This is a genomic window from Paenibacillus sp. FSL R10-2736 (assembly GCF_038000245.1).
Classification (GTDB): domain Bacteria; phylum Bacillota; class Bacilli; order Paenibacillales; family Paenibacillaceae; genus Paenibacillus_AQ; species Paenibacillus_AQ phytohabitans.
The window spans coordinates 5,091,213-5,107,811 of record NZ_JBBOBN010000001.1 but is presented as its reverse complement, the minus strand read 5'-3'; the positions used below and the strand labels follow the sequence as shown (position 1 = coordinate 5,107,811).

The following is a 16,599-nucleotide window of genomic DNA, read 5'->3' as shown; positions in this document are numbered from 1 at the left end:
CCAAAAACTATAAAGAGAGTTGGAGAGAAGCATGCAAACAACATTCAGAATTATCGACGAAGACGGAATTCACGCGCGTCCGGCCACGGCGCTGGTCAATACAGCAACCAAGTTTAAGGACACAGAAGTTTTTGCCGAAGCAAAGGGCAAGAAGGTTACTTTGAAATCTATTCTTGGTGTATTGTCACTCGGACTGGAAAGCGGCGATACCCTGACCCTGATCACTGAAGGCGGCCAGGAAGCAGAAGCCCTTAGCGCACTTCAGGATGTAATGATCAAAGAGGGCTTGGGCGAGCTCAATGATTAAGATTTCAGGCATCGCGGCTTCCGCAGGTATTGCTGTTGCTAAAGCGTTTATCCTGAAGCATCCGGACTACACGATCACGAAGACCACCATAAGCGATGTGGAGCTTGAGGTTGTCAGGCTGGAGAGCGCCCTGGAGATTTCAAAGGGTGAACTGGCGCGGATTAAGGCTCGCACACTGGCAGAGTTGGGAGAGAAGAAAGCAGAGATTTTCGAATCCCATCTGCTGATTCTGGAAGATCCGGAGCTGATCAGCCCGGTGATGGACAAAATCCGTGAGGAAGCTGTAAACGCGGATTATGCGCTGCAGGAGGTCGCTAACCAGTTCATCGAAATGTTCGAGAATATGAAAAGCACCTATCTGCAGGAACGTGCTGCCGACATGCGTGATGTAACCAAACGTGTGCTGAACCATCTGCTGGGAATTTCCTATGTCAGCCCGGCGGAAATCAGCGAAGAGGTTATTGTAATTGCTGAGGATCTGACGCCTTCAGATACAGCGCAGCTTAACCGTAAATATGTAAAAGGCTTCACTACCAATATCGGCGGACGTACCTCACACTCGGCAATTATGGCCCGTTCCCTGGAAATACCGGCAGTCGTCGGCACCAAGCATGTAATGTCTGAGGTGAAAGCCGGAGATCTTATCATTGTAGACGGGTTAAGCGGAGATGTACTGGTGAATCCCGGCGAAGCTGAAGTAGCCTTGTACATAGCCAAGCAGAAGGAGTACGACCTGCAGATCGCAGAATGGAAAAAGCTCCGCGAAGAGCCTACGGTATCCGCAGACGGCAAGCATGTAGAGCTGGCAGCCAATATCGGTACGCCGAATGATGTTGCAGGCGTCATTGACAATGGCGGCGAAGGTGTAGGCTTATACCGCACTGAGTTCCTCTACATGGGCCGCGACAAGCTGCCTTCCGAGGAGATTCAGTATAATGCCTACCGTACTGTGCTTGAGAATATGCAAGGCAAGCCGGTTGTCGTCCGTACACTGGATATCGGCGGCGACAAGGAGCTGCCATACCTGGAGCTTCCGAGGGAAATGAATCCGTTCCTCGGGTTCCGCGCGATCCGCCTCTGCCTGGACCGCCAGGATATCTTCCGTACCCAGCTGCGTGCTTTGCTGAGAGCCAGCGTGCATGGCGATCTGCGCATCATGTTCCCGATGATTGCAACTTTGGGAGAATTCCGTGCAGCCCGTGATCTGCTGCTGGAAGAGAAGGCTAAGCTGCGTGAAGAAGGCAAGGCAGTATCGGATCAGATTCAGCTGGGTATCATGGTTGAGATTCCTTCTACTGCGGTACTCGCAGACCAGTTCGCGAAGGAAGTGGATTTCTTCAGTATTGGTACGAACGATCTGATTCAATATACTATGGCTGCAGACCGGATGAATGAACGGGTCTCCTACCTGTATCAGCCTTATAATCCGGCCATCCTGCGTCTGATCAAGAATGTAATTGATGCAGCTCACGCAGAGGGCAAATGGACGGGCATGTGCGGCGAAATGGCCGGAGATGCCACAGCTATTCCGCTGCTGCTGGGTCTGGGCCTCGATGAATTCAGTATGAGTGCAACCTCCATCCTGCCGGCACGCAGCCAGATTGCCAAGCTGTCCGCGGCGGAGATGAAGGAGCTGGCTGCCAAGGCACTGCAGCTGGGTACTGCTGAAGAAGTCGCTGCACTGGTGCGGGCTATTAAGTATTAAGTATTAAGTTTTAAGTTTTAAGTTTTAAGTATTAAGTATTTTCGCCTGCTGATGCTGTTCGTTTTTGAATCCACTTTTTCCAGTTCATTGTTGCCGGCATTCTCTTAGTGGAATGCCGGTTTTTTTCTGTTCAGACAGGATATGAAATCAATGATTTACAGCCTTATTTGCGCATGATAAAATGTTTATAAATCACAAATTATTCAAATTTGCAATGAAATACATCATATAGATTGGCTGTTCATTAACCGGGTGTCCTCTAAGTGCCGTTTGCTGAGGGCACCCTTTTTCTTGGATTTCTTAGCTGTCTGCCAGACATCACAGCTCATTTCATTGGGCTATCCGTATTCGTGAAGCACACTGGAGGATTAGGATGATAAGAGCGGTAATTATCGATGATGAAAAACCGGCACTGGATGTGCTCCATTACCTGCTGCAAAAGGATGGACGGGTAGAGGTAGTCGGGGCATTTCAAAGGCCTAAGGAGGCACTGGAGCAAATACGGGTGCTGCAGCCGGATATTGTGTTCCTGGATATGGAGATGCCGGTGATGAACGGTGTGGATCTCGCGGGAATACTGCTGGAGAGCTTCAGGGATCTGGAGGTTGTTTTTGTGACTGCACATGATTCGTATGCCGTGGAAGCCTTTCGGATTGAAGCCCTGGATTATTTGCTTAAGCCGCCGACACCTGTACAGCTTGACCGGGCAGTAACACGCTATCAGAAGAAACGGCGGCTGTACGGAGAACAGATGATGCCGCTTAAGCAGGCAAGGATTGTCAGCTTCGGGGGGTTCGATGTGCTGAATGCGGGCGGCCGGGAGGATACGGTCAAATGGAGAACCTATAAGTCCAAGGAACTGATGTCCTTCCTGTTTCTGAAAGGGCCGGCTTACGTTCCCAAAGGCCAGATTATTCAGGCGCTATGGCCGGAGTGCAGTGACGTGCAGGCTCACTCCAATCTGCATACCACAATCTACAAAATGAAGACTGCACTCAAAAAAGCGGGCATCCATGTGGAAATTCATTTCAAGGGCGGGAGCTACCGGATGGAGATTGCCGGTGCTGCCGGAGATTTATGGGAATTCGAGGATTTTGCCAGGTCGAATCCACCCTTGACCCCGCTTAAGGTGCCCAGATATGAATATATTCTGGAGCTGTATCAAGGTGAGCTGTTTGCGGATGACGATTATTTATGGAGCAGCTCGAAGAGAGCGGAGATGCTCGGATTCTACGTGATGCTGTCGAAGAGGCTGTGCAGTTACTTTATCGCGGAGGGACGGCTGGAGGAGGCTATGCACCGGGTTCATCTGCTGCTGGATAAATCACCGCTCGATGAAGAGGCGCATGAGCTGCTGATGGGGATTTATTTCCGCCAAAAAGACCGGATCAGCCTGATCCGGCATTATCATGCGATGAAGGAACTGCTAAACTATGAGCTGGGGCTTGAGCCGAAAGAATCGGTAAGGCAGCTGTACAGTGAAATGCTCTCTAAACAATAGCTTTGGGCTGGGCTCAGGTCCATTTGGCGGACCACAGCTTCATTTCATGAAGGATCTGATGCAGATCCGCACCTTTGGGGGTCAGTGTATATTCCACAGTAACCGGAACGGTCGGGTAGACGCAGCGTTCCAGTACACCATGATCTTCAAGATGTCTCAGGGTGCTGGTCAGCGCGCGCGGGCTGATGCCTTCGATATTGCGCTGCAGCTCGCCGAAGCGTTTCGTGCCGCCCTGCAGCTCTCTCAGCACCAGGAAAGCCCATTTTCCGGCTAGTACCTCCAATGTTTTTTCTATGTTGCATTCAATAGAGACGGGGTTCTTAGGGATGTAATTACTGGCAGAATTGGCTGCTTTCAAGGGATTTCCTCCTATTCCAAGGCACTATACCAGAGTATAGCAACTATACTGGATGACATATAATAAACTATTTTTCACTTCTTTCTATTATATACAATCTGTTCTAGAATGAACATGTGTATGGAGCAACCGGTTAACAGGGCCGGATTCAGAGAGGAGCAAGGATTCATGAAATACCGCAGATTAGGTGGAACCGGACTTAAAGTCAGTGAGATCAGCCTGGGAAGCTGGTTGACCTACGGAGGATATGTAGAACAGGACAATGCCGTTAGAGCCATTGAAACCGCTTACTCCCTGGGTGTTAATTTTTTTGATACGGCTAATGTGTATGAGAAAGGGGCAGCGGAAAAGGTGCTTGGTGCTACCTTGAGCAGCTATCCGCGCGAATCCTATGTGCTGGCGACCAAAGTATACGGCGTAATGGGTGACGGTCCCAATGACCGCGGCCTGTCCCGTAAGCATATTACCGAGCAATGTCATGCCAGCCTGAAACGGCTGGGTGCTGAATATGTGGATCTGCTGTATTGCCACCGGTATGATCCGGAAACGCCCATTGAAGAAACGCTGCGGGCGCTGGATGATCTGGTCCGGCAGGGCAAGGTGCTCTATGTAGGCGTAAGTGAATGGACTGCGGCGCAGATGGCCGAGGCCCTTGCGGTTGCCGACCGGTATTTGCTGGATCATATCGTGGTCAACCAGCCGATCTACAATATGTTCGAACGTTATATCGAGAAAGAGATTATTCCGCTGGGCCTGCGTAAAGGGATCGGACAAGTCGTATTCTCGCCGCTGGCCCAGGGGCTGCTGACCGGCAAATACAGCTCGGTCTCCGATATTCCAGAGGATAGCCGGGCCGCTAAGCTTGACTGGATGCGTAAAGGAATTACGGAGGAAAAAATCGCCAAGGTTCAGGAGCTGGGCACGATTGCCGCTGAGCTGGATATTTCTGTAGGCAATCTGGCGCTGGCCTGGATTCTGCGTCAGTCTAATGTAGCCAGTGCCCTGGTTGGCGCCAGCCGTCCGGAGCAGGTGGATGAGAATGTGAAGGCTTCGGGTATTGAGCTCACCGGGGATGTATTAACACGGATTGAAGAAATTATCGGCTAAACTACGGCTAAGAGAGGGAGGATGCAGGATGAAGGTTCTATTTATCGGAGGTACAGGACTAATCAGCCAGGCCGTATCCCGGCTGGCAGTGGAACGGGGAATAGAACTTTATCTGTTCAACCGTGGAGAGCGGAGCAGCTTCGTGCCGCAAGGCGCGCAGGTGATTCAGGGGGATATCCGCGATAAGGAGAAGTCTGCCGAGGCGCTGAAGGATTACGAATTCGATGTGGTGGTGGACTGGATTGCCTTCACACCGGAGCATGTACAGACGGATATTGCCTTATTTACCGGAAAAACAAAGCAGTACATCTATATCAGCTCCGCCTCAGCTTATCAGAAGCCGCAGCGTAATTATCTCATTACTGAGGAGACGCCGCTGGTGAATCCGTACTGGCAGTACTCCAGGGATAAGATTGCCTCTGAACAGCTGCTGCTGGAGGCGTATCAGAACAGCGGCTTCCCGGTTACGATTGTCCGTCCATCCCATACGTATGGAGACACGGCCATTCCGGCGGCACTGACCAGCTGGAGTAATCCATGGTCGCTGGTGGAACGCATCCGCAAAGGCCAGCCGCTTGTTATTCACGGCGACGGCACCTCCCTATGGACGCTGACGCATAATTCCGATTTTGCCAAAGGGTTCGTCGGGCTGCTGGGTCACCCGGAGGCGATCGGGGAAGCGATTCATATTACCTCTGACGAAGTGCTGAACTGGAATCAGATCTATGCTGCTATCGGCGAGGCCGCAGGCAGAGAACCGAAGGTTGTGCATATCTCTACCGACTTCATCGCCGCGAACACACCGCCGGGGACGGCGGACGGGCTGATTGGGGATCAGGCAGTGAGCAGCGTGTTCGACAACAGCAAGATCAAACGCCTTGTTCCTGATTTCGAAGCAACCGTCCCCTTCGCCGGAGGGGTGAAGCGCTCGGTCACCTGGTTCGAAGCTCATCCTGAATGTTGCACGGTGGATCAGGATTGGTCCAAGATGCTGGACGGACTGATTGCTAGGCATGGAGTGGATGCGAAGCTGATCACGTATTACGTTTAATGAGGGAAGAATAGTATCAGCTATGATTTAATAGTAGAAACAGGTGCCGTCCTTAAAGGGAGGGTGCCTGTTTTTTTGTGCAGGAGCGGCGGGTCCGTTATTCCGGGTATAGCATGAAATACGGATTCGTGAATATACTCTCACTACCGAAATCCCCTCATAAAAGGAGTCCTGGTCATGCCGACACATCCATATGTCTCCCGTTTTTTTGTGAATACCGATGCACGCCGTGAGAAGCTGATTTATGATTTGCCGGAATCCTGGTGGAGCCGTCCCTATGAATACGAATGGTGCACCAACTTTATTTCACCGCATGATGTGGTGCTGGATGCCGCCTGCGGAATATCCCACCCGCTTAAATTCTACCTTGCCGGCTATAGCGCAGAGGTCTTCGCCTGTGATATTGATGCCCGGATTCTGTCACGGGAAGCGATTATGCAGGATATTGCCGATGATATCGGAGAATTGGCAGCCCAGCAGGTGCAGGCCAGAAGAACGAACCGGCTGCATCTGACCCAGGCGGATCTTACCGCACTGCCGTATGAGGGTGAGAGCTTCGATACGATTTTTTGCATCTCGGTACTGGAGCATCTGTCCGTGCAGGATTCGGTGCTTGCGGTGCGGGAATTTCACAGGACTCTTAATGGAGAAGGTCTGCTCGTGCTGACCTTTGATTATCCGACCGTGAACCTGCCGCGGATGAATGAGATTCTGCTCCAGGCCGGATTTCAGTATTGGGGCGAGACAGATTTCAATCTTCCGGCAGATGCGGTGCATACCGATCAGTGGGGCGGTCTGAACTGCTTCCGGGCGGTGCTCAAGAAGGCGCAGGGTTAGTACCAGCATAAAACGGTAGAGGTATAATCCCCATCATTTGGTTGTTTCCTTCCGGTATAGTAGAATAGGCTCAAGACGGAAGAGAGAAGGAGACAACTTCATGGGGATGATTGGTAACTACATCACTGTAACTGCGGAACTGCTTCAGGCCATCCGGGATGAAGAGATCAGTCTGCACGGAATCGAACCGAAGCTGGATATCGATAAGGCCTGGCAGGCGCTGCATTATACACTAAGCGGCGGGGGCACGGAGGAAGGTTCAGCACTTGGGGCGGTTGTGCCAATGAATGGCCAGCATTATGCCGGACACTATTCCGATGCCGAGGTATTTGTGCTGGAGCCGGAACAGGTGAAAGAAACCGCTGCTGCCCTGGAAGGAATAGAAGAGGCGTATATGCGGGAACGATATCAATTCCGGCAGATGCTGGATGAAGGGGTTTATCCGCTGGTGGATGATGATGAACCGGAAGAGTTTTTTGACTATATGTATACGTATTTCACGGCTATGAAGGAGTTCTACCGGACCGCAAGCGCGGATCAAGCGTATGTAGTATTCTATATCTCATAACCCATTTGAATTTGTGGAAAAGGAGCCAGACAACTTGCGCAGATACGCCATTATAATTATGATTCTGCTCCTATTAGTACCGGCTGCGGGTCTCAGTGCCGAAGGGGCTGCTCCGCAGGACAAGATTCAGCTTGCATTTGCCGGAGATATTCTGCTGGACGGTTTTGTCGGCGAGCAGATTGCCAAATACGGGGTCAATTTCCCGTTCGTCAAAGTGGCGCCAGTGCTGAAGAAGGCCGATATGGCTTTTGCCAATCTGGAGACACCGGTCTCGGTACGGGGAGACGCCGCCGAGAAAATGTTTGCCTTCCGCTCCAAGCCGGCAGCATTGGCCGGACTGAGCTACGCCGGAATTGACGGAGTATCGCTGGCGAATAATCATATTCTGGATTATGGACAAACCGCCATGCTCGACACGCTGATCCATCTGGACAGAAATAAGATCGGACACACCGGGGCAGGCGCGAATATACAAGAGGCTTTTAAACCTTACATTAAGACGGTCAAAGGCAAGCGGATCGCCATGCTGGGCGTAAGCCGGGTATTGTCTGACCCTTCCTGGTATGCAGGCAAGAACAGTCCGGGTGCAGCTTCCGCCTATACAGCGGAGCCTCTGCTGAGTGCGATTAAGCAATCAGCCAAGGACAACGATTATACCATTGTCTATATTCACTGGAATCAGGAGTTCAAGGACTACCCTGAACAGTATGCCCGGACTCTGGCGAAACAGATGATCGACAGCGGGGCCGACATTATCCTCGGGGCGCACAGCCATTGTCTGATGGGGATCGAATATTACAAGCATAAGCCGATCTACTATTCGCTGGGCAATTTTGTGTTCAACCGCTCTACACGGGGCGGGGACAAGACGCTGCATTCGATGCTGGTCAACTTCACGATCAGCAATTCCGGGGTGACGAGCAGTATTACTCCGGTCAAAATCATTGGCGGGCAGCCCAATTTCATGGGTGAAGCCTATAACAAAGAGACCTACAAACTGCTGAATGAGCTCTCCTTCAATGCGAAGATCACAGCGGGCGGAGCGGTCAGCGAGAAGCTCTGAAGCAACAGGGAGTGCTGAAGATGTACTGAATAGCCCGGAGAAGCAGACTCTTCTTCTCCGGGCTATTTGCATTGGAGCCAAGTCATATTCATTTTGTGCTATTCATTATTAGCATTGTACTAACGGCGTAAAGCTAATCTACTCTACAATATGAATATTAGTTCATCAAGGAGGTTTTTGCTGAAGTGAGAACGGGAACCGTTAGAACCAAAGTCAAGTTTGATGAGAGCTGGGGCTTTTATAAAGGGGAGCTCCAGATTCCTTATGCAGTCAAGGGTGGAATGACAGGCGGTATTACAGATACAGGTGCTCTCCGGGAGGGGGAGTGGCTGGATATCGCTTTTAATGATAAAGGAATGGGTGAGCAGCAGCTGGAATGGACCGCACTCAGCCTGCCGCATGACTGGTGTGTGGAGCAGCAGTATGTTCCGGATGAGATGCTTGGCGCAAGGGATGGCAGCCATGGTTATCTGCCGGGCGGTACAGGCTTCTACCGCAAAACCTTCGAGCTTCCTGCAGACGCTGCAGGCAGTAAATGGACGGTACGCTTTGACGGGGTATCGGGCACCAGCACGGTATGGGTTAACGGGCATCTGATCGGCTCGCATCATGGCGGATATATAGGGTTCAGTTACGATCTGTCGGATGTTCTCCGCTATGGCGGGGAGGGCAGTAATGTCATTCTGGTCAAAGTAGATGCTACCGAATGTGAAGGCTGGTGGTATGAGGGCTGCGGCATTTACCGTCATGTCTGGCTGGAGAATACGGACCGCCTGCATGTAGCCGAGTACGGAACCTATATAACGACACCGGAAGTGGCCCAAGAGCAGGCCGTAGTCAACATCCGCACACGCCTCCGCAATGATTATACGGAGGGCCTGCCGGTATCCCTGCGCACGGTGATTTATGATGCTGCTGGAATGCAGATCTGCGCGCATTCGGCGGATGCCTTTGCGGACTGGCATGCTGAGACGGAGATTGAGCAGAGCTTTGAGGTGAAGCAGCCCATGCTCTGGGGCACGGAATCGCCGTATTTATATAAGGCGGAATCGGCTGTTATATATGAAGGGAAAGAGCTTGACCGGTACGAGACTGTGTTCGGCATCCGCAGCATCCGCTTCGATGCGGAGGAAGGCTTCTTCCTTAACGGAGAACCGCTGCTCATCAAAGGTACCTGCAACCATCAGGATTTCGCCGGGGTCGGCGTAGCGCTGCCGGACAGCCTGATCGAATACAAGCTTAGACTGCTGCAGGAGATGGGCTCCAACGCCTACCGCAGTGCCCATCATCCGCCGACTCCCGAGCTGCTGGAAATGTGTGACCGGATGGGGATACTGGTGATGGATGAGAACCGCAAGCTCGACAGCAGCCCGGATGGCCTGAGCCAGCTGGAGCGGATGCTCTACCGGGACCGGAATCACCCCTGTGTAATCATCTGGAACCTGGAGAATGAGGAGGTTCTTGAAGGTACCGTGACTGGGGCCCGGATACTGAAGACGCTCGCGGATCGGACCCGCAGAATCGATCCAACCCGCCCGACCTCTGCGGCGATGAACCATGGCTGGAACGAGAATGGCTATAACGATGTGGTAGAGATTACAGGCTATAATTACGGACACCGGGACACCCATAATATCGACATCCGTGACCACGGGCTATATCCGGAGCGGCTGATGATCGGCAGTGAATGTGCCAGTTATACGGCAACCCGGGGAATTTACGAAGATGATCCGGTCAAGGGCTACTGTTCCGAATACGGCACGAACATTCCTTCCTGGGGCTGCACTCCGCAGCAGGCGTGGAGCGATCTGGTGAATCACCGTTTTCTGACCGGCGTCTTCATGTGGACCGGATTCGATTACCGGGGGGAGCCGACCCCTTATCTGTGGCCGTGCATTAACTCGCATTTCGGGCTGATGGACACCTGCGGGTTCCCCAAAGACAGCTATTACTATATGCAGGCGGTGTGGAAGGAAGAGCCGATGGTTCATGTGCTGCCGCACTGGAATTGGCCGGGCTCGGAGGGGAAGCCGGTTGAGGTGCGCGTATTCTCCAACACCGAGACGGTGGAGCTGAGTCTGAACGGCAGAAGTCTGGGCGAACAGCAGGCAGACAGAACCGGGTATTTATCGTGGGAGGTCATCTATGAGCCGGGTGAGTTAAAAGCTACCGGTAAACGCGGCGGCCTGGCCATTGCCGAGAAAGCTGTAGTCACAGCAGGCCAGCCGTACCAGATCGCGTTGTTCCCTGACCGGCTGGAGGGCCGGGCGGATGGCTGTGATACGATCCCGGTCCGCGTGGCTGTCCTGGACAAGCAGGGGTATGTCGTTCCTGCGGCCGACAACGAGATCCGGTTTGAAGTGTCGGGAGCCGGAGGGCTGCTCGGCGTCGGCAACGGCAATCCAAGCAGCCATGAGCCGGATAAGTCTCCGCTGCGGCGTGCTTTTAACGGCTGGTGCCTGGCCTTGATTCAGGCTTCAGCGGAAGCCGGCTCCATCCAGGTTCGGGCTGTGTCCACGGGACTGGCCTCTGCGGAAGTGGTGCTGCAGGTGACTGCGGAATAATCATAAGGCGGAAGTGAACTTGTGGAGCGGGCTATTTATTTCCGGCGGGTGGAACGATAATATATAAATAACGAATTCCATGCAGAGGATGTCCCGCGAATGATGCCTAAACTGAAGAAATACATGCCCTTCACTTATAAAATGATGATTCCCTACCTGCTGCTGGTCCTGCTGACCGATGTGTTCATCGGCTACATTTCTTATTCCATGCTGACTGATTCGAGAACGGAAATGGCCGAGTCCAATATCAAGACGGGAATGGAGCAGGCAAGGAACAATATCCGCTATCAGATGGATGAAATTCAGCGGATGTCGGACAACCTGTTCGGCAGCCAGCCGTTTCAGCGTGCGCTTGAGCAGAAGGGGACACCGTTTGAGATCTATTTGACTATGATCGATGAGATTGTTCCCCAGATCACCGCACCGCTGCAGCTGTTCGGGAACAAGATCCGCTTCATGCTCTATACCCCGAACAGTGATCTTAATATTGTATCGGGCGATAATCTGGATGAGCCGATCTATGACAGCGACTATTATATTCTGCCGTTTGAGGATATCACTGACAGTGAATGGTACCTGTCGCTGAAGGATTCGAAGCGCGATAATTTGTGGCTGCAGATTGATACCGACCAGAAGCTAGGGAATCTCTCCCATGTCCGCAGGCTGGTCAACTTCAGTGATTACAAAACGGTGATTGGTTATATACGCATTACGGTCTCCCTGGAGGATCTGTTCGGCGGCTTCGATACCTTCCCTGTGGAAGAGGGGATTACCCTGCGGCTGGTCGAACAGACGACAGGTTCGATTCTGTTCCAGCGCGGAACCGCCAATTATGACGATGGCCGGCAGAACTTCCTCAGTCTGCATGAGCAGATCCCGGGCAGTAATTTCGTTATCGAGGCGCTCGTCCCGCAAAAGTATCTGACCCAGGATGCCGGCCGTCTGCGCAAAGTCATTATTGCAGCCTGCTCGCTCAGCTTCCTGGTCATGACCCTGATCGGGTACGTGGTAGCGCGTATTTCCGGGCGCAAGATGAGCCGGATCGTAGGTTTGGTCCGTTCCTTCCAGGAGGGTAACTTCCAGAAGCGGATCCGATTCTCCGGCAATGATGAATTTGTGCAGATTGCGGACTCCTTCAATGATATGGCCGCCAATATTCAGGGGCTGATCAACAGCGTATATGTGCAGGGGATTCAGAAGAAGCAGGCGGAGCTGGAGGCGTTGCAGGCGCAGATTAATCCGCATTTTCTCTATAATACGCTCTCGACGATAAGCAGCCTGGCCAATCTGGGTGAAATCGGCAAAGTCACGGAGATGGTCCAGGGCCTGTCACGTTTCTACCGGCTGACGCTGAATCAGGGCAATGTGTACATTGAACTGGAGAAGGAGCTGGAGCAGGTGGCGACTTATCTGGAAATCCAGCGGGTCAAATATGCGGATGCCTTCACTCTGTATGTTGATGTGGACGAGGAGATTATGCAGATGCAGGTCATTAAGCTGCTGCTGCAGCCTTTTGTGGAGAATATATTCAAGCATGCCTGGTTTGGCGAGTCCATTGCCATCCGTCTGACAGGCCGGAGGGTCGGCAGCAGTATTGAGCTGAAGATTATCGACAATGGAATCGGCATGCGTCCGGAGGTCGTTAAGAAAATGATGCAGGGCAAGGGACAGTCCGGCGGGTACGGGGTGAAGAACGTCAATGAGCGGATCAAGCTCAGATACGGTGACGCCTACGGTGTGACAATTGCCAGCTTCTACGGAGGAGGGACAACGGTCCAGCTGCTTCTCCCTGCCGGGGTTCAGGATCACGAGGACCTGTGAGGAATTTCGCTGACCGGTTACGGGGCAGAGCATCTTGTACAAACACAGGAGGAAATGATTGCGATGAGTATCAATGTATTGCTGGTAGACGATGAAGCTGTCGATCTGGAGTGGCTGCGGCGCAGGGTGCTGGCAAGCCCGCTCGATATTGCAGTAGTAGGAACGGCGAACAGCGGCTTTAACGCGCTTAAGATCATGGAGCAGGAACGGGTTGATATTATCCTGTCAGACATACGGATGCCCATTATGACCGGAACGGAATTTGCACGCAGGGCTAAGGTCATCCATCCCAAGGTCAAAATCGTCTTCATCAGCGGCCATGAGGATTTCAGCTATGCCAAGGAGGCTATTGAGATCAATGCCTCCGGCTACTTGCTGAAGCCTGTTGAAGATAAGGATTTGTACGAAATGCTGGACTCCTTGTGCGCAGCTATGGAGCAGGAGAGGGAGCAGAACCGTTCCTTCAGCGAAGCCTTGTCCCTTGTGAACAAGGAGCTTATCCTGCGCTGGTTCGAAGAACCTTCGCCTGAACCCGCTGAGCCGCATTTGCGCAGTGCCCTTACCCCGCTTTTGGTGAAAGGGGCGGCGGCTGCATTTGTCGAGATCGATGATCTGGAATGGAAAATGCGTGATCTGTCCGAGGAGGATGCACGCGTGAAGACGCGGCAAATGGCCGGGTTGATCAAATCCTTCGTGGAGGATGGGAAGCTTGGCACGCTGATTCCTGTTCATCATCACCGGTTTGTCATTCTCTGCAGCCTCCCGCAGGACAGCTTCATGAACCTGCTGGACGAGCTAATCCGCAAGATGGCAGAGTCTTCACCCTGTACGCTAACCGTTGGTGTCGGACGTTATGCCCAGGACGAAGCGGGACTCCACGAATCCTACCAGCAGGCACAGGCCGCCCTCAGCGCGAAGTGGCTGCTCGGGAAGAACCGGCTGATCCGTGATAACATGGAATCTTCGCCGCGCGGGACGCCGGGAGCCCGGATGGAACAGACTGTGGTGAAGCTGCTGGAGGCAATCATTCAATATGATCTGGTGGCCATCGACGACCAGCTGCTGGAGCTGTTCACGAGTGCAGGCAAGAAGGATGTCTATGAGCTGATTATCCGCATCACCTCCAAGCTGCATGCGGATCTGCAGCAGCAGAACGAGAATCTGTATGAGCTGCTGCAGTGGGAGTCGCATCAGCCGGATATTCTGTTCCAGTTCGAGACGATTCACGATATCCTGTCCTGGATGCGGCGCAGATTCTTCGAGCTGTCGGAGCTGCTGTACGTGAAGCGGCAGCGGCAGAAGCGTAAGCTGATCGATGAGATTATGAACTATGTGGAGGAGAATCTGGAGAAGAAGATTACCCTGAAGGAGGTAGCCGCCCATTTCGACTTCACACCGAACTATCTGGGTTATCTGTTCAAGGAAGAGTACGGGCTTCCTTTCAGTGAATTCGTGAATGAGCGCAAGACGGGCCGGGTCTTCGAGCTGCTGGGAGATCCGACACTCAAAATCTATGAGATTGCCGAGCGCATGGGCTACAAGAATATTATCTATTTCAACCGGCAGTTTAAGCAGATTACAGGCATGACGCCGGGAGAATACCGCAAGAAACAGAAAATATAGCCTGCCAAACGTTGCCAGTCCGGTTATTACAACCGGGGGCAACGTTTTTTTGTTTTTGGGGAATGGTATATATTAACCGATCGTTGAAAAAGTATTACTTTTAGTTGCTGGGCTTAATCCACACGAGGAAAGCGCTTCTTTATAATAAAGCTATAGAGAAAAGGGATTGATGGAAAGGGGATTCAAGATGAAACAGAAACAACATGGATTCTGGGATGATGTGAAGAAGTACAGATCCTTGCTCCTCATGCTTGTACCGGCGGTATTGTTCTTCCTGCTTTTTGCTTATATACCCATGTCAGGCATTATACTGGCGTTTAAGCAATACGACTACACCGGCGGGGTCTTCGGCAGCCCCTGGAACGGATGGGACAACTTTAAATTCTTCTTCAATTCCGGTGACGCCTGGCGCGTAACACGAAACACAGCGCTGTACAATATTGCTTTTATCGTTGTGAACAACGTGGTTCAGATCTTTGCGGCTATCCTGCTGTTCGAGGTTGCCGGCAAATGGTTCCGGAAAATCACCCAAACGGTATTGTTCCTGCCTTACTTCATTTCCTGGGTTGTGGTTGGTGCCATTGCCTACAACCTGTTCAACTTCGACGTTGGTACCATTAACGTATTGCTCAAAGGACTCGGCATGCAGCCGGTGGACATCTATAATACCGCTGCCTACTGGCCGGTAATCCTGGTGGTCGTATCCGCGTGGAAGACGCTGGGCTATGGTACAATCATGTATCTGGCGGCGATCACCAGCATTGATACCGAGATGTATGAAGCGGCTGAGATTGACGGGGCGAATATTTTCCAGCGGATTATGAAGATTACGGTTCCGAACCTGATGCCTACTGTGATCATTCTGGTGCTGCTGGCGATCGGTAACGTCTTCCGCGGGGATTTCGGGATGTTCTACAATATGGTCGGCAACAACGGCCTGCTGTTCTCGTCAACCGACGTCATCGACACCTTCGTGTTCCGCTCACTGACCACTTCCAATGAGATCGGAATGTCCGCTGCGGCCGGCTTCTATCAGTCCCTGCTTGGTTTCGTAACCATCATGCTGGCTAACTATGCCGTACGTAAATACGATAAGGATCGTGCTCTATTCTAGGAAAAGGAGGTCAACCGAAATGAGTTCAACTACTGCAAACATGAAAACTCCGGAGGTTATCCGGAAGCGCGGCAATAAAGACAAGATGATACTGGCCATTATCGGCTACGTGACGCTTACTGTGCTCGCTATATTCTGTATCTTCCCCTTCATTCTGGTCGTGTCCTCCTCTTTGAGTGAGGAGAGCACGATTATCGAAAAAGGGTTCCAGATCTTCCCGTCCGCGTTCTCGACAGAGGCCTACAGCCTGCTGTTCAAGTATCCGGAGGAAATGCTCAGAGCTTACGGCATAACCATATCCGTAACCGCCATTGGTACATTGTTCGGCTTGTTCCTGACTTCGATGACGGCCTATGTGCTGTCCCGGAGAGATTTCAAATGGCGCGGCCGCTTCTCCTTCTTCTTCTTCTTCACGACACTGTTCAGCGGCGGTCTGGTCCCTTGGTACCTGATGATTGTCAACTATCTGCATCTTAAAGATACCTTGCTGGTGCTGATCCTGCCTTTGCTGATGAACGTGTTCTACATTATCGTCATGAAATCGTTCATGAGCAGCATCCCGGATGCCATTACAGAATCCGCCAAGATTGACGGCGCAGGAGATTTCCGGATTTTCATGCAGCTGATTGTGCCTTTGTCCAAGCCTGCCCTGGCTACCATCGGCCTGTTCATTGCTCTGGCTTACTGGAATGACTGGTACAACGCACTTTTGTTCATCTCCAAATCAGAGCTGATGCCGCTGCAGTATTATCTCTACAAAATGCTCGGCAATATGGATGGCATGCGCAAAGCGATGATGGCCTCTGGTGCAGTTGTAAATACGGATCTGCCTACGGAGAGTCTGAAGATGGCCATGACCATTGTGGCTACAGGACCGATCCTGCTTGCTTATCCGTTCATCCAGAAATATTTTGTAACCGGACTTACAATTGGTGCAGTCAAAGGATGATCACAGGGCAACCTGGTTATCAATATAAACC

Annotated in this window: 14 protein-coding genes; 13 read left to right on the top strand and 1 reads right to left on the bottom strand. The window is 52.1% G+C overall.

What is annotated here, in order from left to right:
* Positions 1-31: 31 nt before the first annotated feature.
* From NSQ73_RS21995 to NSQ73_RS21985, 3 genes are all read left to right on the top strand, one after another.
* A complete protein-coding gene (locus NSQ73_RS21995) occupies positions 32-307 on the top strand; it encodes an HPr family phosphocarrier protein (RefSeq protein ID WP_340988171.1) in 276 nt (91 codons plus the stop codon).
* Positions 300-2,012, top strand: coding sequence for a phosphoenolpyruvate--protein phosphotransferase (ptsP, locus tag NSQ73_RS21990; RefSeq protein ID WP_340988170.1), 1,713 nt, complete (start codon positions 300-302; stop codon positions 2,010-2,012). The genes NSQ73_RS21995 and ptsP overlap by 8 nt, the downstream gene beginning before the upstream one ends.
* Before the next feature lie 373 nt (positions 2,013-2,385).
* Positions 2,386-3,513 carry a response regulator gene (locus NSQ73_RS21985; RefSeq protein WP_340988169.1) on the top strand — a complete coding sequence of 376 codons (1,128 nt, stop codon included), beginning with the start codon at positions 2,386-2,388 and terminating at the stop codon, positions 3,511-3,513.
* A 13-nt stretch (positions 3,514-3,526) separates the two neighbouring features.
* Here the strand turns inward: NSQ73_RS21985 and NSQ73_RS21980 are convergent, their stop codons facing one another.
* A complete protein-coding gene (locus NSQ73_RS21980) occupies positions 3,527-3,871 on the bottom strand; it encodes a winged helix-turn-helix transcriptional regulator (RefSeq protein ID WP_042135329.1) in 345 nt (114 codons plus the stop codon).
* A gap of 168 nt (positions 3,872-4,039) precedes the next feature.
* On the opposite strand from NSQ73_RS21980, the gene NSQ73_RS21975 reads away from it, so the two are divergent.
* The 10 genes from NSQ73_RS21975 to NSQ73_RS21930 all read left to right on the top strand — a co-directional run bounded on the left by NSQ73_RS21975 (position 4,040) and on the right by NSQ73_RS21930 (position 16,568).
* Positions 4,040-4,978, top strand: a complete 939-nt coding sequence (locus NSQ73_RS21975) for an aldo/keto reductase family protein (protein ID WP_340988167.1) — start codon at positions 4,040-4,042, stop codon at positions 4,976-4,978.
* A 28-nt stretch (positions 4,979-5,006) separates the two neighbouring features.
* Positions 5,007-6,029, top strand: a complete 1,023-nt coding sequence (locus NSQ73_RS21970) for an SDR family oxidoreductase (RefSeq protein WP_340988166.1) — start codon at positions 5,007-5,009, stop codon at positions 6,027-6,029.
* 177 nt (positions 6,030-6,206) lie between these two features.
* A complete protein-coding gene (locus NSQ73_RS21965) occupies positions 6,207-6,866 on the top strand; it encodes a class I SAM-dependent methyltransferase (protein WP_340988165.1) in 660 nt (219 codons plus the stop codon).
* A gap of 100 nt (positions 6,867-6,966) precedes the next feature.
* Positions 6,967-7,434: a YfbM family protein gene (locus NSQ73_RS21960; RefSeq protein ID WP_340988164.1), complete on the top strand. Its 468-nt coding sequence runs from the start codon at positions 6,967-6,969 to the stop codon at positions 7,432-7,434.
* Positions 7,435-7,492: 58 nt separating this feature from the next.
* Positions 7,493-8,497 (top strand): CapA family protein, encoded by a 1,005-nt coding sequence (locus NSQ73_RS21955; protein ID WP_445669680.1) that lies wholly within the window; start codon positions 7,493-7,495, stop codon positions 8,495-8,497.
* 185 nt (positions 8,498-8,682) lie between these two features.
* Entirely contained in the window at positions 8,683-11,061 is a 2,379-nt protein-coding gene (gene galA, locus NSQ73_RS21950; protein WP_340988162.1) for a beta-galactosidase GalA, read from the top strand.
* Between the two features lie 99 nt (positions 11,062-11,160).
* Positions 11,161-12,882: a sensor histidine kinase gene (locus NSQ73_RS21945; RefSeq protein WP_340988161.1), complete on the top strand. Its 1,722-nt coding sequence runs from the start codon at positions 11,161-11,163 to the stop codon at positions 12,880-12,882.
* Positions 12,883-12,945: 63 nt separating this feature from the next.
* Positions 12,946-14,505, top strand: a complete 1,560-nt coding sequence (locus NSQ73_RS21940; RefSeq protein WP_042135340.1) for a response regulator — start codon at positions 12,946-12,948, stop codon at positions 14,503-14,505.
* Positions 14,506-14,692: 187 nt separating this feature from the next.
* Positions 14,693-15,619, top strand: a complete 927-nt coding sequence (locus tag NSQ73_RS21935; RefSeq protein WP_042135342.1) for an ABC transporter permease — start codon at positions 14,693-14,695, stop codon at positions 15,617-15,619.
* 40 nt (positions 15,620-15,659) lie between these two features.
* On the top strand, positions 15,660-16,568 hold the full coding sequence (locus NSQ73_RS21930) for a carbohydrate ABC transporter permease (RefSeq protein WP_425497127.1): 909 nt from the start codon (positions 15,660-15,662) through the stop codon (positions 16,566-16,568).
* The last annotated feature ends 31 nt before the right edge of the window (positions 16,569-16,599 follow it).